At 35.2% G+C, this 21674-nt stretch carries 20 protein-coding genes; 5 read left to right on the top strand and 15 right to left on the bottom strand.

What is annotated here, in order from left to right; all coding sequences use genetic code 11:
- The first annotated feature begins 5 nt into the window (after nt 1-5).
- Nucleotides 6-686 carry a methionine ABC transporter permease gene (locus tag RHO14_08690; GenBank protein WVD70431.1) on the top strand — a complete coding sequence of 227 codons (681 nt, stop codon included), beginning with the start codon at nt 6-8 and terminating at the stop codon, nt 684-686.
- A 53-nt stretch (nt 687-739) separates the two neighbouring features.
- Here RHO14_08690 and RHO14_08685 read toward each other — a convergent pair whose 3' ends face one another.
- From RHO14_08685 to RHO14_08675, 3 genes are all read right to left on the bottom strand, one after another.
- Entirely contained in the window at nt 740-982 is a 243-nt protein-coding gene (locus RHO14_08685) for a hypothetical protein (protein ID WVD70430.1), read from the bottom strand.
- Between the two features lie 46 nt (nt 983-1028).
- Nucleotides 1029-1655 carry a TetR/AcrR family transcriptional regulator gene (locus RHO14_08680; protein WVD70429.1) on the bottom strand — a complete coding sequence of 209 codons (627 nt, stop codon included), beginning with the start codon at nt 1653-1655 and terminating at the stop codon, nt 1029-1031.
- A gap of 167 nt (nt 1656-1822) precedes the next feature.
- Nucleotides 1823-2527 (bottom strand): GntR family transcriptional regulator, encoded by a 705-nt coding sequence (locus tag RHO14_08675; protein WVD70428.1) that lies wholly within the window; start codon nt 2525-2527, stop codon nt 1823-1825.
- Nucleotides 2528-2819: 292 nt separating this feature from the next.
- Between RHO14_08675 and RHO14_08670 the strand changes: the two genes are divergently transcribed.
- Nucleotides 2820-4688 (top strand): glucose PTS transporter subunit IIA, encoded by a 1869-nt coding sequence (locus RHO14_08670; protein ID WVD70427.1) that lies wholly within the window; start codon nt 2820-2822, stop codon nt 4686-4688.
- A gap of 11 nt (nt 4689-4699) precedes the next feature.
- Entirely contained in the window at nt 4700-6142 is a 1443-nt protein-coding gene (locus RHO14_08665) for a 6-phospho-beta-glucosidase (GenBank protein ID WVD70426.1), read from the top strand.
- 134 nt (nt 6143-6276) lie between these two features.
- Here RHO14_08665 and RHO14_08660 read toward each other — a convergent pair whose 3' ends face one another.
- The 10 genes from RHO14_08660 to RHO14_08615 all read right to left on the bottom strand — a co-directional run bounded on the left by RHO14_08660 (nt 6277) and on the right by RHO14_08615 (nt 17236).
- Nucleotides 6277-6747 carry a GNAT family N-acetyltransferase gene (locus RHO14_08660; protein ID WVD70425.1) on the bottom strand — a complete coding sequence of 157 codons (471 nt, stop codon included), beginning with the start codon at nt 6745-6747 and terminating at the stop codon, nt 6277-6279.
- 77 nt (nt 6748-6824) lie between these two features.
- A complete protein-coding gene (gene phoR / locus RHO14_08655) occupies nt 6825-8120 on the bottom strand; it encodes a phosphate regulon sensor histidine kinase PhoR (GenBank protein WVD70424.1) in 1296 nt (431 codons plus the stop codon).
- A gap of 16 nt (nt 8121-8136) precedes the next feature.
- On the bottom strand, nt 8137-8823 hold the full coding sequence (gene phoB, locus RHO14_08650) for a phosphate regulon transcriptional regulator PhoB (GenBank protein ID WVD70423.1): 687 nt from the start codon (nt 8821-8823) through the stop codon (nt 8137-8139).
- A gap of 150 nt (nt 8824-8973) precedes the next feature.
- Nucleotides 8974-9726 carry a histidine phosphatase family protein gene (locus RHO14_08645; GenBank protein WVD70422.1) on the bottom strand — a complete coding sequence of 251 codons (753 nt, stop codon included), beginning with the start codon at nt 9724-9726 and terminating at the stop codon, nt 8974-8976.
- 46 nt (nt 9727-9772) lie between these two features.
- Entirely contained in the window at nt 9773-11098 is a 1326-nt protein-coding gene (locus tag RHO14_08640; protein WVD70421.1) for a hypothetical protein, read from the bottom strand.
- Nucleotides 11099-11225: 127 nt separating this feature from the next.
- On the bottom strand, nt 11226-12017 hold the full coding sequence (locus RHO14_08635; GenBank protein WVD70420.1) for a histidine phosphatase family protein: 792 nt from the start codon (nt 12015-12017) through the stop codon (nt 11226-11228).
- 27 nt (nt 12018-12044) lie between these two features.
- Entirely contained in the window at nt 12045-13436 is a 1392-nt protein-coding gene (ascB, locus tag RHO14_08630) for a 6-phospho-beta-glucosidase (protein WVD70419.1), read from the bottom strand.
- A gap of 10 nt (nt 13437-13446) precedes the next feature.
- Nucleotides 13447-15318: a beta-glucoside-specific PTS transporter subunit IIABC gene (locus tag RHO14_08625; protein WVD70418.1), complete on the bottom strand. Its 1872-nt coding sequence runs from the start codon at nt 15316-15318 to the stop codon at nt 13447-13449.
- Nucleotides 15319-15495: 177 nt separating this feature from the next.
- On the bottom strand, nt 15496-16356 hold the full coding sequence (locus tag RHO14_08620) for a PRD domain-containing protein (protein ID WVD70417.1): 861 nt from the start codon (nt 16354-16356) through the stop codon (nt 15496-15498).
- A gap of 121 nt (nt 16357-16477) precedes the next feature.
- Nucleotides 16478-17236 carry a copper homeostasis protein CutC gene (locus RHO14_08615; protein WVD70416.1) on the bottom strand — a complete coding sequence of 253 codons (759 nt, stop codon included), beginning with the start codon at nt 17234-17236 and terminating at the stop codon, nt 16478-16480.
- A gap of 105 nt (nt 17237-17341) precedes the next feature.
- Between RHO14_08615 and RHO14_08610 the strand changes: the two genes are divergently transcribed.
- The gene (locus RHO14_08610) at nt 17342-18538 is read left to right on the top strand and encodes a sugar efflux transporter (GenBank protein ID WVD70415.1); all 1197 of its coding nucleotides are present in this window, start codon (nt 17342-17344) and stop codon (nt 18536-18538) included.
- A gap of 25 nt (nt 18539-18563) precedes the next feature.
- Here the strand turns inward: RHO14_08610 and RHO14_08605 are convergent, their stop codons facing one another.
- A complete protein-coding gene (locus tag RHO14_08605) occupies nt 18564-19313 on the bottom strand; it encodes a tetratricopeptide repeat protein (GenBank protein WVD70414.1) in 750 nt (249 codons plus the stop codon).
- A 169-nt stretch (nt 19314-19482) separates the two neighbouring features.
- Nucleotides 19483-20946, bottom strand: coding sequence for an aminoacyl-histidine dipeptidase (locus RHO14_08600; protein WVD70413.1), 1464 nt, complete (start codon nt 20944-20946; stop codon nt 19483-19485).
- Nucleotides 20947-21100: 154 nt separating this feature from the next.
- Between RHO14_08600 and gpt the strand changes: the two genes are divergently transcribed.
- Nucleotides 21101-21634: a xanthine phosphoribosyltransferase gene (gpt, locus tag RHO14_08595; GenBank protein WVD70412.1), complete on the top strand. Its 534-nt coding sequence runs from the start codon at nt 21101-21103 to the stop codon at nt 21632-21634.
- The last annotated feature ends 40 nt before the right edge of the window (nt 21635-21674 follow it).

Raw genomic sequence — 21674 nt, 5'->3', positions numbered from 1 at the left:
TAACTATGTATCATTTATTTGCCGAATATTTTCCAAACGTTGTTTTGATGCCAGATAAATTTATTCAAAGTACCATCGAAACGATTTATATGACCTTTTTTTCAGGTATTATTGGCGGCGTATTAGGCGTAGTACTTGCAATTGCATTAGTTGCAACTAAAGCAAATGGTATTTTAGCAAATAGCGTATGTTATTCTTTTTTAGACAAAGTAATTAATTTATTTCGCTCAATTCCCTTTGTTATATTACTTGCACTAATCTATCCAATTACTCGATTTATTGTTGGCACAACGATTGGTATGAACGCCGCTTTAGTACCTTTAACAATAGGTTTTGCACCATTTTTTGCTCGTCAAATTCAAAATGCATTATTGGAAGTTGATGAAGGAATTATTGAAGCGGCTAAATCAATGGGATCATCTCCGCTAGAAATTCTTATCTATGTCTATTTAAAAGAGGGATTACCTGCAATTATTCGCGCCTCAGCCGTCAGTATTATTAGTTTAATTGGTTTAACCGCTATGGCTGGGGCGATTGGCGCGGGTGGTTTAGGCAGCCTTGCAATTAATATCGGTTATAATGGCTTTAAAAATGATGTAGCAGTCATGAGCACCTTAATTATTTTGTTGTTCGTTTTTATTACGCAATGGATCTGTAATTGTTTAATTAAAAAGGTCAGTCATTGATATTGGCTTTTAATGAAAACCTGAAGTAGCGGTAATTTTACCGCTACCAAAATTTATGATAATTGGATTATGATTTTTTTTTCTATACCTTTTTCAACCACATTTGCTTGGTTTATGTAAGGCAGATTCTGCTTGCTGGCATCGGTGATTTGTTTTAAATCAAAGCCATGTTGAATTAGTGATGCTAGCGCTGAATTAGGCAAAATAGTATTTAAAATATTAATAAAAGCGATGGGAACAGTAAATGATTCATTAAGTTCATTGTGAATAAATTTTTTAATAATTAGTTTTTTCATAAGTTATTCCTATAATTAATTAAAATATCATTGATACAAAGTATGATTAATTATGACATTGTTCTAATAGCATCATCATTGCTCCTAGCTTTGCTCCTAATGTGCGTTCAATTAAAACTAACATTGCTTGTTTTCGTGCCAGTTCCTCTTGCTTGGTCCAACTAAATACACTTTCCCCAAACAAGAATAATGAACCTGCCAAAATAAACTGAATCGTACTAAGAGGATCATCAACGTGAAAAAGTTGTTGTTTATTACCTTGCTCAATTACCTGCGCTAATATAGGTCCTAATATTTTTATTATTTTGATGTTGATACGATCATGTAGTTCTCTATTTTCAGGTAAATGCATACTATCAACGATATTTTGCTTTTCATTTCGTAAACGATTTTGTTGGCTAATGATGCTCACAATTTTTTCAATTGCATTGCGATCGTTACTATCTGCAATTTGCTTGGATTTGATCGCCATCTCATCGACAAGTTGCTTCGTTAGTGCTTCAAGAATATCTTCTTTTGATTTAAAGTAATAATAAAATGTACCTTTAGCTATACCTGCTTGACGTACAATCTCCTCGACGGCCGTTTTACTATATCCCTTGCTTTGAAATAAATTATTTGCTACTGCTAATATTTCTGCTCGTCTAACATCAGGGGTTTTCACTGTTCGCATATTATGTGATCTTTTCTAACTATTTTAGAAATAATACATTATAGACTGACCGTCGGTCAATTATTTTTAAAGTGGTATTGTATGAAACCTAATTCATGAAATAATGAGAGATGTATTTTTATAGGTTGTTGATTACAAGAGCAAATATTTGCTCTTGTAATCAATCGTCAGCCCAACTGACTTTGGACAAAGTATTTACTATTTTTATAGTGGTAATGTTTAACTGAATAATCAAACGGCTCACCAGCTGAAGTATAAAATATCTCTTCGACATAGAGCGTGGGCGAACCTTGCGGTAGCTCAAGTAGCATGGCACTGTCAGTGTCAAGCGTTGTTACTTCAAAATATTTATCAGAAAAACCAATATTGATATTAAAAACGTGTTTGATGTAATTAAAAATTGATCCAGATATGATTTCTAAATTTAAATATGGCACCAAACTTTTGCGATAATACGACTGTTCAAGGCAATGAATATTATTTTCAACATAGCGAATGCGTTTAACCGAATAAATATCCTCACTTAAATCACATTGTAACTCTTGAGCAATTTTTGCCGTCGGTTTGATAATGCTTAGCTCGATGGCTTTGGTTGAACTTGGAATTCGATCTTGATCATTGGTAAAGCCATGGCTTTCAATAAAACTAATATAATCATTTTTTTTGGGCTGCCTAACAAATATGCCACTACCTTGCTGTTGGTATATAATGCCTCGACGCTCTAATTGGTCGAGCGCTTTAATAATGGTGGTTCGACTTACATCATAGTGTTTAATTAACTCTTCAATATTTGCAAGTCTCGTGCCTGCAACGGGTTTTGTAGCATAAATTTGTTGTTCTATTTTTTGTGCTACTTCATCATATTTCAACATATAAAATCTCAATGGTAGGTTTTGTATTCACGAGGTATAAATTAAAAAAGCGAAGGTTCTTTTTTATTCATTTTTAATTATTTCATTGTTTATTAACGGTTTTTATTCTTTTATTAACTATTTATGCGACGTAAAATACGATTATTGGCGAATAGTTTAGCGTTAATTAGGGTATTTTTACAATTTAAAATGCAGATAATTTGTGATTTAGATCCCAAACAATAAAATTGTTAGTAACTAATTTTATTGTTTGCGTGTAATAATTTGATCTCAATAATAATGAGGTTATGTTATGACTAAAAAAGTAAGAGATTACGACAAATTAGCAGCGCAAATTTTACAAGAGCTTGGCGGTGAAAAAAATATTATCAGTGCCGCTCGCTGTGCAACTCGCTTAAGGCTCGTAACCCAAAATCAACCGGCAGACGCCAAACAAAAAATTAGTGCTTTAGCCGGTGTTATAACGGTGGTTGAAAAAGGAGGGCAGTTACAAATTGTTATCGGTACTCATGTTGATAAGGTTTATGACGCTTTTTTAAAGCTAGTTAACATAGAAGGCGCAGCGCCAAGCGAACAAAAAATGTCGGTGTTAAATCGTATTATCGCAACCATGTCAGCTGTTTTTGCGCCTTTTGTCTATATTTTAGCAGCAGCAGGGATTTTACAAGGTATTCTTATTTTAACTTGTTTAGCTTACCCCTCTTTTAATACGACAACGACATATCAAGTGTTAAGCTTTATGTCTTGGACACCATTTCATTTCTTACCTATCTTGATTGCAATTACGGCATCAAAGCATTTTAAATGTAATTTATATATTGCATTAGTTTGCTGTGCGGCTTTAGTTTCGCCTGATTGGGGCGCAATTGCATCATCAATTAAGAGCGGTGAAAACTTATATTTTTTAGGGATCCCGTTATCTGAAACGGTCTATTCTTCAAGTGTTTTACCGCCACTTTTTTTAGTTTGGCTACTTTCATATCTTGAGCGTTTTTTAGAGCCACGAATTAACAGTGTCATTAAGCCATTATTTTTACCGTTAATTTGTATGTTAATTATGATCCCGTTAACAATTGTGTTTATCGGCCCAATTAGCTCACATGCCGCAAGTTTTATTGCTGATAGTTATAATGGCTTAGTTGCCCTTTCTGCGCCGTTAGCCGGTAGTGTGATAGGGGGCGTGTGGGAAGTCTTTGTTATTTTTGGTGTGCATTGGGGAATAACGCCAGTTGTCATGGCTAATTTTCAAATGTATGGACATGATTCGTTCCAAGCATTCCAAACAATTTCTGTTATCGGGCAAGTTGGTGCGGCATTAGGTTTCTATCTAAAATCTAAAAATCATGAGATGAAAGGTATCTCGTTATCTGCGTTTATCACCGGAATTTTTGGTATTACCGAACCAGCTATTTATGGTGTTAATTTAAGATTTAAAAAACCATTTATTTATGGCTGTATTTGCGGACTGATTGGTGGTTTAGTTTCTGGATTTTTTGACCCATTCTATTTTGCTTATGCAGGTTTACCTGGGCCGCTAACAATTGTTAATGGTATTAGTGCCGAGTATCCTAGCTCAATTGTTGGTATTGTCATTGGTTCAATTATTGCCTTAATTGGGCCGATTGTTTTAACACAGTTTTTTGGCACTGGTGAAAAAGCATTAACGAATGATACGGTCGATGAACAACCAAAAATTATGTTTGAAAGCGTGCAAATTAAAAGCCCAATGATTGGTGAAGTATTCCCTTTATCTGCTGTACCTGATCCAGTTTTTGCAGAAAAGATGATGGGTGATGGCGTTGCAATAGAGCCTAGCGATAATCATGTTTATGCCCCATTTGATGGTGAAATTAAGGTGTTATTTGATAAGTCACGTCACGCTGTTGGTTTAGTTTCACCGCAGGGTGTTGAATTGTTAATTCATGTTGGTATTGATACTGTCAAATTAACTGAGCCTTATTTTAGTTATCATGTATCACTTAATCAAAATGTTAAACAAGGTGATCTATTAATGAGCTTTGATATGGAAAAAATTAAAGCAAGCGGTTGCCCATTAATTACGCCAGTTATTATTACCAATTCAGCTGATTACCAATATATTGATCCAATTGATCAAGGATTGGTTACGACGCAAAACACCATATTAATTATTAAACAGTAAAAGGATATTGTATGAAAAAGAAAACATTTTTATGGGGCGGTGCATTTGCCGCTCATCAATTTGAAGGTGGATGGGATCAGGGCGGCAAAGGCCCAAGTGTGGTTGATGTAATGACGGCAGGCGCACATGGCGTAGCAAGGCAAATTACTCAAGATATCGATCCCGATAAATTTTATCCCAACCATACAGCGATTGATTTTTATCATCATTATAAAAGTGATATCAAGTTATTAGCTGAGCTTGGGCTAAAATGTTTTAGAACATCAATTGCATGGAGCCGAATCTACCCTAAAGGTGATGAGTTAACACCTAATGAAGAGGGATTGATGTTTTACGATAATATGTTTGATGAGCTTATTCGTTATGGGATCGAGCCAGTTATTACGTTATCACATTTTGAAATGCCACTTCATTTAGCGCGCCATTATGGTGGTTTTAAAAATCGTAAAGTGGTGGAGTTTTTTGAACGATTTGCTAAAACCTGTTTTGAGCGTTATAAAACTAAAGTTAAATATTGGATGACATTTAACGAAATTAATAACCAAATGGATACCGCTAATCCTATCTTTTTTTGGACTAATTCAGGTGTAAAAGTTGAGGCAGGTGAAGATCCGCAGCAAGTATTGTATCAAGTTGCTCATTACGAATTACTTGCGAGCGCTAAAGCGGTGATTGCCGGCAGAAAAATCAATCCGGATTTTGAAATTGGTTGCATGATTTCTCATGTTCCAATCTATCCTTATTCTTGTAACCCTGATGATATTATGGCTGCTGAAATTGCGATGCGTCAGCGTTTCTTTTTTCCTGATGTTCATGTTAGAGGATATTATCCGTCTTATGCCATCAAAGAATTTGAGCGCAAAGGCTATCAATTAGATATTACTCAAGATGATTTGGCTATTTTAAAAAAAGGCACCGTCGATTACATTGGCTTTAGTTATTATATGTCGACTGTAGTTAAAGCGGACGTTAATAATGATAATAAAGAGAATATTGTTAATGGTGCATTACCCAATTCTGTGCCAAATCCATATATTAAAAGTAGCGATTGGGGCTGGCCAATTGATCCAGAAGGTTTACGTTACACGTTAAACCGGTTATATGAGCGTTATCAATTACCCTTATTTATTGTTGAAAATGGCTTTGGCGCAATAGATGAGGTAGATGCACAATTTAATATTCATGACACGCCGCGTATTTCGTACTTAAGCCAGCATATAAAAGCAATGTTAACTGCGATTGATCAAGATGGCGTTGATGTGATGGGTTACACGCCTTGGGGGATAATTGACGTTGTTTCATTTACTACTGGCGAAATGAAAAAACGTTATGGCGTTATCTACGTTGATCGTGATAATGAAGGTAATGGGTCGATGAAACGTTATAAAAAAGACTCTTTTACTTGGTATCAAAACGTGATCTCAACCGATGGTAGCTCAATTTATCCTAAGTAAATTATGAGGATCAACAATTAAACTGGTTAATTATAGCCAGTTTAATTGGTTTGTCAGGTAAAGATTAGATCCCATCATCGATAGTGGTTTTTTTGATTGAAAGGGTATGTTAACAGGGCAAAAGTTAACAAAAATTAGTTTTGCTCTAAGATTTCGAACTTTTTAGAATAAACCCGCGATGAATCTCCCCAAGGATGATAGCCTAATCCATTATAGGTAAAACCCAATTTTTCATAATAACCAATTAGTTCTGTACATAAATGAACATCGTTAAAACCCAATAATTTAGCCTGTTCAAGAATATGATCAACTAAATAACGACTCAAACCATGTCCACGGTGATTGGCTTCAATATACAGTGCACAAAGCCAAGGGTATAGCTCACATCGGCTTATAAAATCATTAGGAATTAAGCCTGCGCAGCCAATAATGTTATCTCCATCAAATAGTAAGTACCATTGTGGTAATGGGTTTTTGGCATCAATCGAGCGCATTATGGCATCTTGATATACCATCATCGATTCTTTTGTCGCCCATTTTTGTTGAAAATAGCTGATAGCTTTGGCCGCAAATTCAGGTTGGTTGCGGATTGAAATAATGTTCATTAATATCGCCTAAATGGATGTAACACTAAGTTATAAGATTATGCCGAGTTAGTTTATCGATAATTAAAGTCATTGGCTTAATGTATGTCATTATAAATATATTGTGCAGGTAAGGTAAATGAAAAACAGCTACCTTTGCCCAATTCACTTTGTATTTCAAGTTTAGTATTCGTATGATTTTGGAGCGCATGTTTCACTATGGCAAGGCCTAATCCGGAGCTATTTTTTACATGTGTTCTTGCTGTTTCAACTTGATAAAATCGTTCTGTTAGGCGGTGTTGATGGTGAGGGGCAATGCCAAGCCCAGTATCTTTGACGCTAAAATAAGCACCCTGAGCAGTTTTTTGCCAAGTGATGGTTATATGCGTATTGGCCGGAGTATGTTTGATTGCATTGTAAATTAAATTACTAACGACGCCATAAAGCTGGTCTTTATGTCCCATAACCATCAATTTATCATCAATATGACTATTTACATGATATTGAGGATAAATTTGACGAATATTTTGTATTATATTATGCAATATTTCAGGTATATCTATTAATTGAATTTGATTTTTAATGGGATTATTTTCGATCTGGCTTAAGGTTAAAATTTGCCCGACCAATGACTCCATTCGTTCAATTTGACCTTGCATAGTGGTAACGATTTTTTGCTGACTATTTGGCGGAACTAAGCCGTCATTAAGCATATCTAAATAACCTTTTACAACCGTCAACGGCGTTCTTAGTTCATGACTTGCGTTAGTAAAAAAATCATGACGCTGCTGTTCTGCTAAATAGAGTTGGTCAACGTCACGGACAATAATCATCCAATGGCTATCGATATAGGGAATAATACGAAATTCAATATAGCTTTTATTATTAAATAATAGTGTTAGGGGATGTGCAAAATTTTTTTTCTGCATATAGCTTGCAAATTCAGGGTGGCGAATTAAATTTATAATATTTTGTCCTTTATCATTAGGCCAACGAATATAGAGTTGATACTGAGCAATTTTATTACACCAGTCAATTTTGCCATCTTTATTGGTTAATATCAGTGCATCAGGAATTGACTCGGCGCCGTAACGAAAGCGTTTAATGATTTCGGCCAGTTCATTTTGCTTTTGCCGCATTCGTTTTTGGCGCTTGTGTAATCCATAAAAAATAATATTAAAACTTCCCATACCGGTTGGGGGATAAAGTGTATTTTGCTGCCAAATCCAAGAGGATAAAATAGAGAGGTGATAAATATTCCATAATAGTAAAAGCACGAAGGCAGATAATACAAATAACAGGATTTTATCAACAATGATCCCAAGTATTATTGCAATTAATAACGTTACACTAATTTCCAGTAGTATGCGTTGCCAAAAGTTTTGCTTTAACAAAATATCTCCTGTTATTTTAGATTTTCACTGAAAATCGATAGCCTGAGCCACGCACAGTTTGAATAAATTGGTCATGACCAGATTTTTCTAACTGTTTACGTAAACGGCCAATATGAACATCAATTGTGCGATCATCAATATAGGTATCTTGTCCCCAAATATGATCAATTAACTGATCACGGGTAAACACGCGCTCAGGTCTACTCATAAAAAATGAGAGCAATTTATATTCGGTAGGGGCGAGTTCGATTTCTTGATTATTGGCAATGATACGATGTGATTGTGTATCAATTTTGAGGTTGTTAAACTCAATAATATTGCTATTTTCTGGGTAAGTTCGGCGTAATATTGCATTGATTCTAGCGATTAACTCTTTATTTGAGAAAGGCTTGGTTATATAGTCATCTGCGCCACTATTTAGGCCCGTTATTTGATCGTCTTCATGCTGCCTGGCGGTTAACATAATGACAGGTATGTGCTGGTTTTGGTCTTGTTTTCTTAATTGCTTTATAAAATCAATACCACTGCCACCAGGTAACATCCAATCTAATAAAACTAAATGGAAATTAGCTAATTGGCTTTGTTTAATAGCCTCGGCGTAGTTTTTTGCCTCAAGGATATGATATTGATGTTGTTCAAGTAACATTTTGACCATATCAAGAATTGCTTGTTCGTCCTCGACAATAAGAATGGTTTTTGTCATAACAGCGATCACACTTAATAACGTTATATTAATACACCAATTATGTAACAAGTATATGACAGTTTTATGAAATGAGTAAAATATTGTGACAAATGTCGATAATTTTGCGGTTATTGGCCCATTAATATATGGGCCTACTATCACTTAGATTTATTTGCCTTTTTCGATGTAACTCATGTCACCAACCGATTCGACAATAAATTTCCCATCATCGCTATAGCGAATTTTAGTAACACTTGCATTACCTAATTGGCGATTAAGGGGTTTATCGGTCATATCATTAATCATCGCTAAAATTGCCATGCCATGAGAAACAATTAACACATTACCACCGCCTTGTGCTTGTGCTTTTTTCGCTATCATGGTTAATGTATTTTGCATACGTTCTTTAACTGTTTGGTAATTTTCTGCCTGCCCAGATTGCTCGACAGCCGCAATTGCATTCATCATTTTATCAATCGTTATGTTACCCGCAGAAAAATCCTGCATTAATGCTTTATCAGATTGATAGCCTAAATGCTTAGCCGCTGGGCCCCACATATTGGGGTCTAAATCACCCTCAAAAACGCCAAAACATGTTTCACGTAACCCTTCAAGCTCCGTTATATCAATTTTATCACCTTTTGCAGCTAAAATAACTTTGGCTGTTTGCCTTGCCCGGCCTAAATCACTTGAATAAGCGGCAATGAAATCAGTGCCTTTTAAACCACGACCTAATTGCTCGGCAACGTCGATCCCTGCCTTAGTTAACGGGGTGTCTGACCAGCCTTGCGCACGGTGAGTGGTATTAAACATAGTTTTGCCATGGCGAGTAACATATAAATACACATCGGCGGCAAATGCGTTTGAATAGGTAACAACAAGCAGTAAAAGAATACTGATTGATTTAAGTAGTTTTTTCATAATAAATTCCTTTAGTTATGTCATCGATTTAATTTTTCTTATTTTATTAAAGTAAATTAAATCGGTATTCAATAATCGCTTCACCAGATAAGCTTGGCGAACGTTGATATTTGCCGTTTTGATCTAAAGTTGGTGTTCGATTATTATTTTTGTAAGACCAACCGTAACCAAACATGGTAAATACCGATAGATTTTTTAACCTTGGATCGGTTGGTACCCAGCGGTTAAAAATATTGATTTCACCAGTTTTTACAGTATTGCTTTTATAATCAAATTGGCCGTAATTGAGTTGTAAACCTGTTGTTAATTCATCAATAAAATTATAAGTACCAACCGCGGTTAACGCCAGTTCACCATCGCGCATATAATCAGCGCCTGCAGAGGTTAGGGCATTAAACCGGCCTCGAGTGTTTTGTGCAATATGGCGGCCATAATAACCAATTGCATTATTTTTTTTGGCATTGGTATAAGCAACGCCAAATTTTAAGCTCCAGTCTTGCTCCTGCCATTTGGCATCGGCAGCATAATGCCAGGCGTGATTATCGTACTCTTTTTTGTTTGCTGGCATATTTTTATAAGCATCTAATGCATAGCTGCCGTAAAGCTGACTACCTAATGTGAACTGCTTTATTGGTTTATATGAGGCTTCAATCACATGGCGGCGCTGATAATCCTGCGCTTCACCGTAATTATAAGTTAAGAATAAATTTTTATCTTTGTAGGTAAGTCCGCTGGTAACGATGTAATCGATATTTTTTTTATTTTTGGTTTGAAAATGGGTCTTATTAGGTGAGTCACGATTAATTGCCGACGTTACATAAGCGGTATCTAACGATAAATTTTGATAAGATAGCGTAGCACTATAACCAAAATAGCTATTTTGCGATAAACGATTTGAGGCGGTTAATACGCCATAATTTTTTAGTATTTGCCAGCCGTACTTACCATTAAATTTTAGCTCGTCATAACCCAACTTTATTTTTAAATAACGTTGGCCAATTTTGCTAAAACCTTTGGCATTGTCTTTATTAAAACCAGAACCATCGTTATAGAGTAAACCACGGGTTGAAAAGTAATCACTGGCACCTAATTTAATTACGCCAGTAAATGTTGCATCAAAACCAATAAAATCTAAAAAATAACCAGATTTGTAATCTATGCCAAAAGCTTGCCCCCAAGCATTATGAACTTCTTTTGGTTGAGCTTCATTTTCTTTTAAATATTTCCAATAATTTCGTAATGTAAGATCAACTTTACTGTCTTTAAAAAATGAATCTTCGGCTAAGGTATCTAATAATTCATAATGGTTATTTTCGGCTGCTTGTACGCTAAGTGTTGCTGATATTAGTCCTAAAATTATCAATTTATTCATATTTTTTATTTCCTAAAATAAAAAACCCAATAATCCAGATAAGCGAACTTATCAAAACTATTAGGTTTTGCCTGCGACGCAGTAACAATCCTATTCATTAAATAGTATTTACTTTATCTTATTGATTCTATTGGTTATTTAATGCGATCTTACCTTTATTTACATAGTCCATACTACCAATTTCATCAACATGATATTGGCCATTCTTGTAGGTGATTTTTATAATAGTTGCATTGCTTAATGGTTTATTTTTTGCAATATCATCGGTTAAATCAGATATCATCACTTGCATCGACATACCTGATGAAATGGCTAATATATTTTTATCACCATTTTGTAACGCATTTTGCACAATGGTATTAAGTGCATCTTGGGTTCTTGATTTCACTTGTAGGTAAGTTTCAGCAAGTTGCTTTGGATCGACTTTTGCAATCGCATCAACCATTGGCTCTATAGCAAGTTGTCCATTTTTGTAGTCTTTGAAATAGTTATCAACTGATTTATAACCAACTAGTTTCATGCTATCAGCAACAATCTTAGCATTTGGCCCGCCTTCAAATCCGCCATAAAAAACTTCTCGTAACCCTTGTAGTTCATTAATTTTATAATCTTTAATGCCCATTTGCGCTAAAATAACTTGCATCGTTTGGCGCTGACGGCCTGCATCGCTAGTATAATACGCATCAAATTTGATATCTTTAAGTCCTTCACCTAGGTAACGAGCAACTTCAATACCTTGCTCGGTTAATGGCGTGTCAGCCCAACCTTGCACGAGATCGAAACTGTTAAATAACGTTTTACCATGCCTTGCAAAATAGATAGTCACGCTATCATCATGTTTGCTTTGGGTTGAACAACCGACTAAAGCGGTTGTTATAGCAAGTAATCCAACAATGAGCAGTTTCGTTATTTTCATCATAATCTCCTCTGTTTTAGGGGTAGAGCATTATTTTAATGTGTTGCCATTAGACTTTATAACTGATTGATACCAATAAAAACTTTTTTTACGAGTACGGTTTAGTGTGCCAGAGCCATCTTCATTTAGATCAACATGGATAAAACCATAACGTTTCGATATTTCAGCTTTAGATGCACTGATTAAATCGATAGGTCCCCAACTGGTATAACCCAGTACTTCAACGCCATCTTCGATAGCTTCATGCACTTGCACTAGATGGTCATTAATATAATCTATTCGATAATCGTCATTAATTGATCCGTCAGTTTCAACTTTATCTTTAGCACCTAAGCCATTTTCAACAATAAACAGTGGCTTTTGATAACGTTCATAAAGTAAATTAAGTAGGTAGCGAATGCCTGTTGGGTCAATTTGCCATCCCCATTCAGATGCTTTTAGATGTGGATTAGGCACCATATCTAAGATATTGCCTTTTTGGCGTAAAGAACTATCCGCAGTACCACAACAGCTCATGTAATAACTAAATGAAATAAAGTCGATGGTTTCTTTTAAATCTTCACGATCTTGTTCAGTTATTGTTAGTGTTATATTATTTTCTTTAAAATAACGAGTCATATAACTTGGGTAGTAGCCACGTACTTGCACATCACCAAAATATAACCAGCCATGATTTTCAAGGTGCGTTGCCCAAACATCTTCAGGTTTTGAGGTTAAAGGGTAGGCAACTGCGCCAAGTAACATATTACCAATTTTAGCCTCAGGCATTATTTGGTGACATAATTTAACTGCTCTAGCACTTGCGACTAATTGATGATGAATTGCTTGATATATCTGTTCTTTGCTACTATCTCTTGCTAAACCAACGCCCGTAAAAGGTTCATGTAATGACATATTTATTTCATTAAACGTTAACCAGTATTTCACTTTGCCTTTATAGCGATTAAACACGGTTTTTGCATAGTTAGTAAAAAAATCAATTAATTTACGGTTGCCCCAGCCGCCATATTGTTTTACTAGTTGGTATGGCATTTCGTAATGTGACAAGGTGATCATTGGTTCAATATTATATTTGGCCATTTCAGCGATAAGTTTATCGTAAAATTCAAGGCCTTTTTCGTTCGGTTGATTTTCATCACCGTTAGGAAATATTCGAGACCAAGCAAGCGATATACGTAAACAGCTAAAACCCATTTCAGCAAATAAAGCGATATCTTCTGGGTAGCGATTATAAAAATCGATTGCGGTATCTTTAATGCTAGTGATATCGGTTTGGCTGCGGTCAACGATGTCACCAAAAATTCCATTTGGTGTACAATCTGACGTTGATAATCCTTTACCGTCTTTTAAATATGAACCTTCTACTTGGTTCGCCGCGACTGCGCCGCCCCAAAGAAATTTTTGTGGAAATTGTATTGTCATATATTGCTCCTTATTTTTGCGATAGTACTAACAGTGATTCACCGCATTTAATTTCTGTTTGATTAGTGATTGATGTGACATCAGTATAATTATCACTGTTACTAATAATAATTGGGGTTGTTACTTCAAATCCAGATTGTTTGATAGCGTCAATATCAAAGCTGACGAGTAATGTCCCTTTTTTAACTCTATCACCCATTTCAACATGAGCCTCAAAATATTTTCCATCAAGTTTAACAGTATCAATACCAACATGAATTAATATTTCAGCATTGGAATCAGTCATAAAACCAATGGCATGTTTGGTCCTAAATAATGAGACTACTTCGCCATCTTCAGGAGCGACGACTTGACCAACTGTTGGAATAATTGCGATCCCTTTGCCCATTAATTCGCTGGCAAAAGTTGGGTCATTGACTGACGATAATGCAATGCATTGCCCTGTCATTGGGCTACTGATGGTGATCGTTTTGCCATGTTCATTATCTTTAGCTAGGGTTGTTGCATCTAAGGTATTTGACGGCGCAGTTGATTTAGGTAAGCCCCAAAAGTAACTGAGTATCATCGCAATAACGAAGGCAATGATCGTTGCAACAATCGCCGCGTAAACCGTTGCGTCAATTCCGGTAGAAGGGATAATTTGTATAAAGGTAAATACACTTGGGAAACCAAAAGAAAAGATCAAGGTGTTATATAAACCAACAACGCCACCACCAATCGCTGCGCCGACGCAGCCAAAAATAAACGGTTTTTTATTGGGTAGATTAACGCCATATATTGCAGGTTCAGTTACCCCAAACAATCCTGATAATACTGATGAACTCGCGAGTGCTTTAAATTCTTTATCTTTAGAACGTAACATAACGCCCAGTGCTGCGCCGGTTTGTGCAAATACGGCTGGAATAAGAATAGGAATAATAAAATCTGATCCTGACACGGCTAAGTTATTCATAAAGACAGGGATCATTCCCCAATGAATACCAAATATTACTAGCACCTGCCAAATAGCAGCAAGGATCATCGATGCTATCACCGAATTTAGTTGATAAACAACCATGATCCCATCAGCAATTGCGCCACTTAAATAAGTTGCAACTGGGCCAATAAGGATAAAGGTTAATGGCACGGTGATAATTAAACCACAAAGCGGTGAAATAAACTTTTTAAAAGAATCATGGAAAATTTTATTAAAGTTTTTTTCTAACAACGAATAAAACCAAGCGGCTAAGATTACAGGAATAACTGATGATTGATAAGGTACGAGCATAACCGGAATTGAGAAGAACTCCGTCGTACTGTTAAGTTGCCCACCTAGCATATTAACAATGTCGGGATAAACTAATCCCCCGCCTAATGCCATACCAATAAAGGCATTGCCGCCAAATTTTTTCACTGCACAATAACCTAAAATTATCGGTAAGTAATAGAACGCTGAATCGGCAATAGACGATAAAATAATATCAGTTGATGATTTTTCGCTAATAACATCGGTAATGCGTAAAAAGGAGACGATCCCTTTTAAAATACCCGCTACAACCAGCACGGATAACATCGGCGCAAAAATACCAGATATAATATCAATTAATTTTGATAAGATATTGCGTTTATCTTTTGTGGTTGACTTAGTTTCATTGTCTAGTTGGGCGATTTCCATTATATCGCTATAAACTTCATTCACATTATTACCAATAACAACTTGAAATTGGCCACCACTTTCGACAACCATAATAATGCCTTTTTGTTTTTTCAACATTTCAGCATTGGCTGTCGCATTGTCCTTAAGGACAAACCGTAATCTGGTCGCACAGTGTACAAGGCTAATAATATTCTCTTTTCCACCAACATTTTTTATTATCGACTCTGCAAGTTCTTTGTTTTTCATAAAAAAATCCCATATTGAAGCCAAAAAAAAACCTAAATCCTCTTATGCAGAGAGATTTAGGTTTTGCCTGTCTTTTAAGTAAAAGCAGTAACAATCCAAAATTTAAACGCAGACTAACAGTTTTATAATATGTTGAAAAGTACTACCCACGGGATAAATTTAATTTTGTGATAAATATCACGCTTTCTTTAATTCAGATTGATGCTGTAGTTCTTTTCTTAATCGTTCAATATGAATCGTTAAATATAGACTTTCATCATCAGTTAAAGGATGCTCATATTGTTGAATAAGATGCATATCGATACGATTAGTACAGAGATAGGACTGATGATATTTTTCTTTAACTATTTCATACAATGAAATATCCTCACTTGAGGAGAAATTACCATTAATTACGCGCTGAGCAAAAAACTTTAAATGAGTGATAAAGCGTTGATAGGTTAAACTTTCTTCATCATACTCAAATTTAAAATGATATTTAACAATATTTAAAATTTCACGCATCACTTTCGTCATTGTGACGATATTTGGCATGGTGTCATTTAATTGTGCATTGATAATATGGAAGGTAATAAACCCAGCTTCATCTTCGGGCAGTCCTACATTTAAACGTTGTTTGATAATTTGTAGCGCATATTCGCCGATCTTAAACTCTTTTGGGTAAAGCTTTTTAATTTCCCACAAAAAGCCATTTGGAATATCAAAACCTTGTTTATGTCTTTCTATTGAAAAATTAATATGATCAGTGAGTGAAATATAGATGCTATCTTGTAATTTTTCACCCAGCACAGATTTAGCATGGTTGATGATTATCTCGCTGACGGTTATTACCTCAGTTGGAATTTCAGATAATAGTTCTGCAAATCGAGGTAGCGTCTCTTTATTATTGAGTGAAAATTGTTTTTCAATTAAAGATTCATCAATAATATCACCTTCTTTTTTCTTAAAGGCAATACCACGACCCATAATAATGAGTTCATTATTTAATTTATCAAGCGTTACAATTACATTGTTATTTAATATTTTATGGACTTTCATTATTGTTCTAAAGGAAAATTTATTAAATTAAAGGCGCTATATTATTGTGATGTCTTTGAATACGCCAAGAAAAAATATCTATAGTGTGATTTATCTCTGATTATTTTTCATGATTTTTTATTTAATCATTAATTGAGTAAGTACTTTTAGTATTTTCGATAAGATATTTCATTTTTTGTACTTCGTTTATATCGATGGTATAGCGTAGTGATTCATTATTTTGAGTATGGCTCATATTTACATCGCTATTTTGATGCCGCATAGGCGATAAAATGGTTTTCGTGGCCGATGAATGAAATTCGCTGAGGCCGATATTAATAAATTGTTGAAGGTTAGCGGATTTTATCCCACATCCAGGCATGATAATTAAATTTTTACTAGAATTATGAAGTTGTTCAATTAGGTTTATTCCCTCTAGCGCAGTATTTTTTTGACCCGATGTTAATAAGCGGTGAAAACCTAAATCATGCAGCTGTTCTAAGGTTATTAACGGATTTTTACAAATATCAAAAGCACGGTGAAAAGTAAGTGATAATCCTTTAGCTGCCTCGATTAAACGCGTTAAATTTTCAATATCTAACGTTGCCGATAATGTTAACGCGCCAAATACTACCCCTGCAAAATTGAGATCATGCACTAATTTAATATCGTTAATCATGGTGTTGATTTCACTTTGGCTATAATAAAAATCACCACCTCGAGGCCTAATTATTGGGTGAATTGGTATGGGTAAATTGAGTTGTGATAATTGTAATAAATCACCGTAACTTGGTGTTAAGCCGCCATCGCTTCGACCCGCGCAAAATTCAATACGATCTGCGCCGCTTTGAGCTGCAACGATGATGTCATCAATGCTATAACAACAGATTTCTAGCTTCATGTTGATTAAATTATAAAAAAGTATAGTATGAATTTTATTATATCGTTTATTGCTGAATAATTCACGATTATCAATGTCTTTATTAACCTATTAAGTGGGCCTATTATGTTTTATGATGCAGCTTTCAGGCAGAAAAAAATGGTAATTTTTGCTGCTTTTTTAATTAGTACATTCATTATTGGGATAGCTGGAGCACTTCAGTCTCCAACATTAAGTCGGTATTTATCTTTTGAGGTACAAGCCAATCCTATTTTTGTCGGGATATTTTTTTCAGTTAATGCGGTTGCAAGTATTGTTGCGAGTTTCTTAATTGCTAAATATTCTGATAATCATGGCCAACGGCGTTACATTGTTCTGTTTTGCTGTATTATGGGCATTTTTAATAGTATTACTTTTGCATTTACTCGTCATTATTATGTTTTGATTACTGTGGGCGTTTTTTTTGCTGCACTTGCATCAGCCGCGATGCCTCAAATATTTGCATTAGCGCGTGAATACGCAATTAAAACTGGCAGTAATGTTGTTGCATTTAATTCACTAATTAGAGCACAGCTTTCGTTGGCTTGGGTTATTGGGCCGCCATTATCGTTTTTTTTAGCGGTAAATTATGGTTTTACAACCATGTATTTAAGTGCTGTTGCAATGTATATTGTGGTTATTGTGGTGATAACGTTGTTTTTACCCTCAGTACAACGAAACCCAACACCAGTAGACATTTCGCCAACCATATCAGCCGATCCCGAGCAATCAATTCTTAAAAATAAGAGCGTTATTTTTCTATTTTTAGCAACCATGTTTATGTGGATTGCAAATATGATGTATTTGATTGATATGCCACTATATGTTGATAGTGTATTACATTTATCTAGCGCTTTGCCAGGCAAACTAATGGGGCTTGCCGCGGGAGTTGAAATTCCAGTTATGCTTATTGCTGGTTATTTGGTTCCTTATGTTGGTAAGCGTAATTTAATATTTTTTGCAGTGGTATGCGGAGTATTATTTTATATTGGGCTTATTTTATTTCAAAATGAATATGCCTTATTGGCGTTACAAATTTTTAATGGATTATTTATTGGGATTGTAGCGAATATTGGTATTATTTATTTTCAGGATCTATTGCCTACTAGAGTCGGCGTTGCATCAACGCTATTTAATAATGCGGTGACATGTAGCGTGATTATCGGCGGATTAATTCAAGGCATTATTTCAGATCTCTATGGGCATCAAGCTATATATTGGATTGGGCTTGTTATGTTACTTATTTCGTTATTATTATGTACACAAGTAAAAGCAGCGCAATAGTATTGCGCTGCTTGATAAGATAAAATTATTTTAATTTTGCCTTTAGTTCTTCAATCTCTTTGATCCACTGCGAATTCATTTTTTTAGCATATTTGGGCATATGTTTTAATCTTACTTCATAATTATTTAGCTGCTTTTTTGCTTCATCAAATTCTTGCCAGTAGATTAACGCTTGTAAGTAATTTGATAACGCATCTAAACTCGGATAATAATCGACTAACGCTTTAAACTCTTCGTGTGCTTGTTCTTTTTCACCAAGTTTAACCAAAATGTTAGCATATAATAGGCGTCCTTGATCTGTGCGATAATTCGGATTGGTTTCTCGCAAATACTCGAGTGTATTTTTAGCTTTGGTGTAATTATTAGTTTTAAATAATGCGTAAGCATATTCTAATAAGATATCTGGTGCGGTTTTGTAAATTCCCGATAATGCCGTCTCATAATAGTGAAGGGCTTCTTGTGCTCGGTTATTATCAACAAGTGATTTAGCCAAACGGACTTGGTTATCTACTGTCGGTGATATTTCAATTGCATTTTGTGCCGCTTTTAGTTCCCGTTGAGGGGTAAGTATGTGACGAACTTTAGATTCAATTTGATAAGCAGAGCGAGTGTTTCGTAATGAAGGTAGAAAGATCGCAATAAAATAAACAATACTACCTAAAAAAGGAAACATGAATAATATTAAAAGCCAATAATAGCTTTGTCCAGAACGTATAACATGTATTGCAAAGCAAATTGCAATGATGGTACTTAATCCAATTCCGAAAAATGGCATAACAAAACCTATTAGTGTAGAAATATAAATCAAATAAGGATAAATTTAACATATATTTTGTAATTAGAAAAACATGCTCTTAATTAGCATATAACAATAATATTGTAATAAATATACGACCACTCAAAATAAAAGGGCAGTTAAGCCCTTTATCGATAATAATTAGTTATTAAACTAATTGATCTGCTGATTTTAGAATCGAAAGTAGTAATTGCCAGTATTTTTCAACTGAGTGAATATGAACTTTTTCATCTGGTGAATGAGGCGATACGATAGTTGGCCCGATTGATATCATATCCATATGAGGATAGTGTTTGGTAAATAAACCGCATTCAAGTCCTGCATGGATCACCATTATTTTTGCTTTTTGGTCAAAAATACTGTGGTATCGATTTTCCGCAAGTTTTAGTAGTTTTGAGTTAAGGTTTGGTGTCCAACCTGAATACCCACCATTAATTTCATAATTTGCATCGATTAATTGGCTATGGGAAATTAATGATGATGCTACCGCATCTTTAGCTGAATCGACTTGCGAGCGAATTAAGAAATAAGCGGCAATTTGATTATCTTTAATTTCAACAATCCCCAAATTTAGCGATGTTTCTACAACTCCAGCAATATCGTTACTCATTGTAACTACACCATTTGGCGCACTGTTAAACCAATTTAATATTTTTTGTTGCTGCTCAGCACTAATGACGCGTTTTACGTCCTCTTTTTCAAGCTGATTATAGGTAAGCGAAATATTGGGTTCAATATGTTTAAACTCATTTTGTAAGGTTTGTTGGAACTGTTTAATGAGTGCATCAAAAGCAGGTAAGTCTTTTTGACTTAATGTTATTTCAGCAAATGCTTCGCGTGGGATCGCATTACGTAGTGTACCACCAGAAAAGTGAGCGAGTCTAAATGGTACATCTTGAGCATATTGAGCTAAAAAGCGAATTAATAATTTAATCGCATTCCCTCTACCTAAATGGATATCACAACCAGAATGACCACCTTTTAATCCTTTTAGTGATAAACGTAAAAAGGTATCTTGATTATCAGGAATAATTGCGTAGGTAATAGGAAAACTTGATTTAAAATCAACACCGCCTGCGCAACCAGTAAAAATTTCACCTTCGTCTTCTGAATCGGTATTGATTAAAAATTGACTTTTGAGCCAGTTAGGCTGTAAACCAAAGGCACCAAACATTCCAGTTTCTTCTGATGCCGTTACTAAAACCTCAAGTGGGCCATGTTCAATTGTTGGATCAGATAATGCAGCTAAAGCTGAAGCAAGGCCAATCCCATTATCAGCGCCAAGTGTTGTACCTTGCGCTTTAACCCATTCACCATCGATATAGGGTTTAATTGGATCGACTGAAAAATCATGAATGGTATCTTCATTTTTTTGTGGAACCATATCCATATGAGCTTGTAGCGCAATAGAAGGGTAATGCTCCATGCCTTTGCTAGCTGGTTTGCTTAACAAAATATTGCCCACTTTGTCTAATTTACACTCAATTTTATGTGTTGTGGCAAAATCAACAATATAGTTAGTTATCATCTGTTCATGATGAGAAGGGTGCGGAATTTGACAAATATGGTCAAAAATAGTCCAAAGTGACTTTGGTGCCAAAGAAGAAATCATAATAACCTCAATATTGTATTAATAAATTAGTAGTTTTTATTTACTACTCACTCTATAATTAGGTGCAATTTTACATTCATTTTGGGTGTATTGATATCTCAATCTATCGATTTGGATATTCAATGTGCTCTATTATCTAAAATTGTAGGTCATTATGTTAACACAAGAAGAATCATTGCAAGAAGAAATTAAGGCAAAAAAGCAAATCAAAGCTGATCAAATTGCCGAAAAGCAGAAGTACACCGTAACGTGGGATATGTTACAAATGTATGGACGACAGCTATCCGCTCGGTTATTACCTGCGAGCCAATGGAAAGGTATTATTGCCGTTAGTCGTGGCGGGCTAGTCCCTGCAGCTATCCTAGCGCGAGAATTAAGTATTCGCTATGTCGATACAGTTTGTATTTCTAGCTATGATCATAATCATCAACGCGAAAAGCTTATTTTAAAACAAGCTCAAGGTGATGGTGAAGGTTTTATTGTTATCGATGATCTCGTCGATACAGGCGGCACCGCTCACACCATTCGCGATCTGTATCCTAAAGCAAGGTTTGTAACTATTTTTGCAAAACCTGCGGGTAAACCACTTGTTGACGATTATGTTATCGATATTCCTCAAGATACTTGGATCGAACAACCTTGGGATACGGGTATTAGTTTTGTTCAACCATTAAGCGATAATAAATAAGGTAGATAGCACTTAACGGTGCTATTTTGATGTACTCCAC

The organism is Orbaceae bacterium lpD04 (assembly GCA_036251935.1).
GTDB classification, from domain to species: domain Bacteria; phylum Pseudomonadota; class Gammaproteobacteria; order Enterobacterales; family Orbaceae; genus Orbus; species Orbus wheelerorum.
This window is presented reverse-complemented; position numbering and strand designations above follow the sequence as displayed.

Excerpts from the sequence above, each read along its gene's own strand:
- RHO14_08635 (WVD70420.1), bottom strand. The coding sequence starts at position 12,017 with ATGATGAAAATAACGAAACTGCTCATTGTTGGATTACTTGCTATAACA.
- RHO14_08610 (WVD70415.1), top strand. The coding sequence starts at position 17,342 with ATGTTTTATGATGCAGCTTTCAGGCAGAAAAAAATGGTAATTTTTGCT.
- RHO14_08690 (WVD70431.1), top strand. The coding sequence starts at position 6 with ATGTATCATTTATTTGCCGAATATTTTCCAAACGTTGTTTTGATGCCA.
- RHO14_08670 (WVD70427.1), top strand. The coding sequence starts at position 2,820 with ATGACTAAAAAAGTAAGAGATTACGACAAATTAGCAGCGCAAATTTTA.
- RHO14_08605 (WVD70414.1), bottom strand. The coding sequence starts at position 19,313 with ATGCCATTTTTCGGAATTGGATTAAGTACCATCATTGCAATTTGCTTT.
- RHO14_08675 (WVD70428.1), bottom strand. The coding sequence starts at position 2,527 with ATGTTGAAATATGATGAAGTAGCACAAAAAATAGAACAACAAATTTAT.
- RHO14_08685 (WVD70430.1), bottom strand. The coding sequence starts at position 982 with ATGAAAAAACTAATTATTAAAAAATTTATTCACAATGAACTTAATGAA.
- RHO14_08680 (WVD70429.1), bottom strand. The coding sequence starts at position 1,655 with ATGCGAACAGTGAAAACCCCTGATGTTAGACGAGCAGAAATATTAGCA.
- RHO14_08600 (WVD70413.1), bottom strand. The coding sequence starts at position 20,946 with ATGATTTCTTCTTTGGCACCAAAGTCACTTTGGACTATTTTTGACCAT.
- RHO14_08620 (WVD70417.1), bottom strand. The coding sequence starts at position 16,356 with ATGAAAGTCCATAAAATATTAAATAACAATGTAATTGTAACGCTTGAT.
- RHO14_08615 (WVD70416.1), bottom strand. The coding sequence starts at position 17,236 with ATGAAGCTAGAAATCTGTTGTTATAGCATTGATGACATCATCGTTGCA.
- RHO14_08660 (WVD70425.1), bottom strand. The coding sequence starts at position 6,747 with ATGAACATTATTTCAATCCGCAACCAACCTGAATTTGCGGCCAAAGCT.
- RHO14_08625 (WVD70418.1), bottom strand. The coding sequence starts at position 15,318 with ATGAAAAACAAAGAACTTGCAGAGTCGATAATAAAAAATGTTGGTGGA.
- RHO14_08665 (WVD70426.1), top strand. The coding sequence starts at position 4,700 with ATGAAAAAGAAAACATTTTTATGGGGCGGTGCATTTGCCGCTCATCAA.
- RHO14_08645 (WVD70422.1), bottom strand. The coding sequence starts at position 9,726 with ATGAAAAAACTACTTAAATCAATCAGTATTCTTTTACTGCTTGTTGTT.
- phoB (WVD70423.1), bottom strand. The coding sequence starts at position 8,823 with ATGACAAAAACCATTCTTATTGTCGAGGACGAACAAGCAATTCTTGAT.
- ascB (WVD70419.1), bottom strand. The coding sequence starts at position 13,436 with ATGACAATACAATTTCCACAAAAATTTCTTTGGGGCGGCGCAGTCGCG.
- gpt (WVD70412.1), top strand. The coding sequence starts at position 21,101 with ATGTTAACACAAGAAGAATCATTGCAAGAAGAAATTAAGGCAAAAAAG.
- RHO14_08640 (WVD70421.1), bottom strand. The coding sequence starts at position 11,098 with ATGAATAAATTGATAATTTTAGGACTAATATCAGCAACACTTAGCGTA.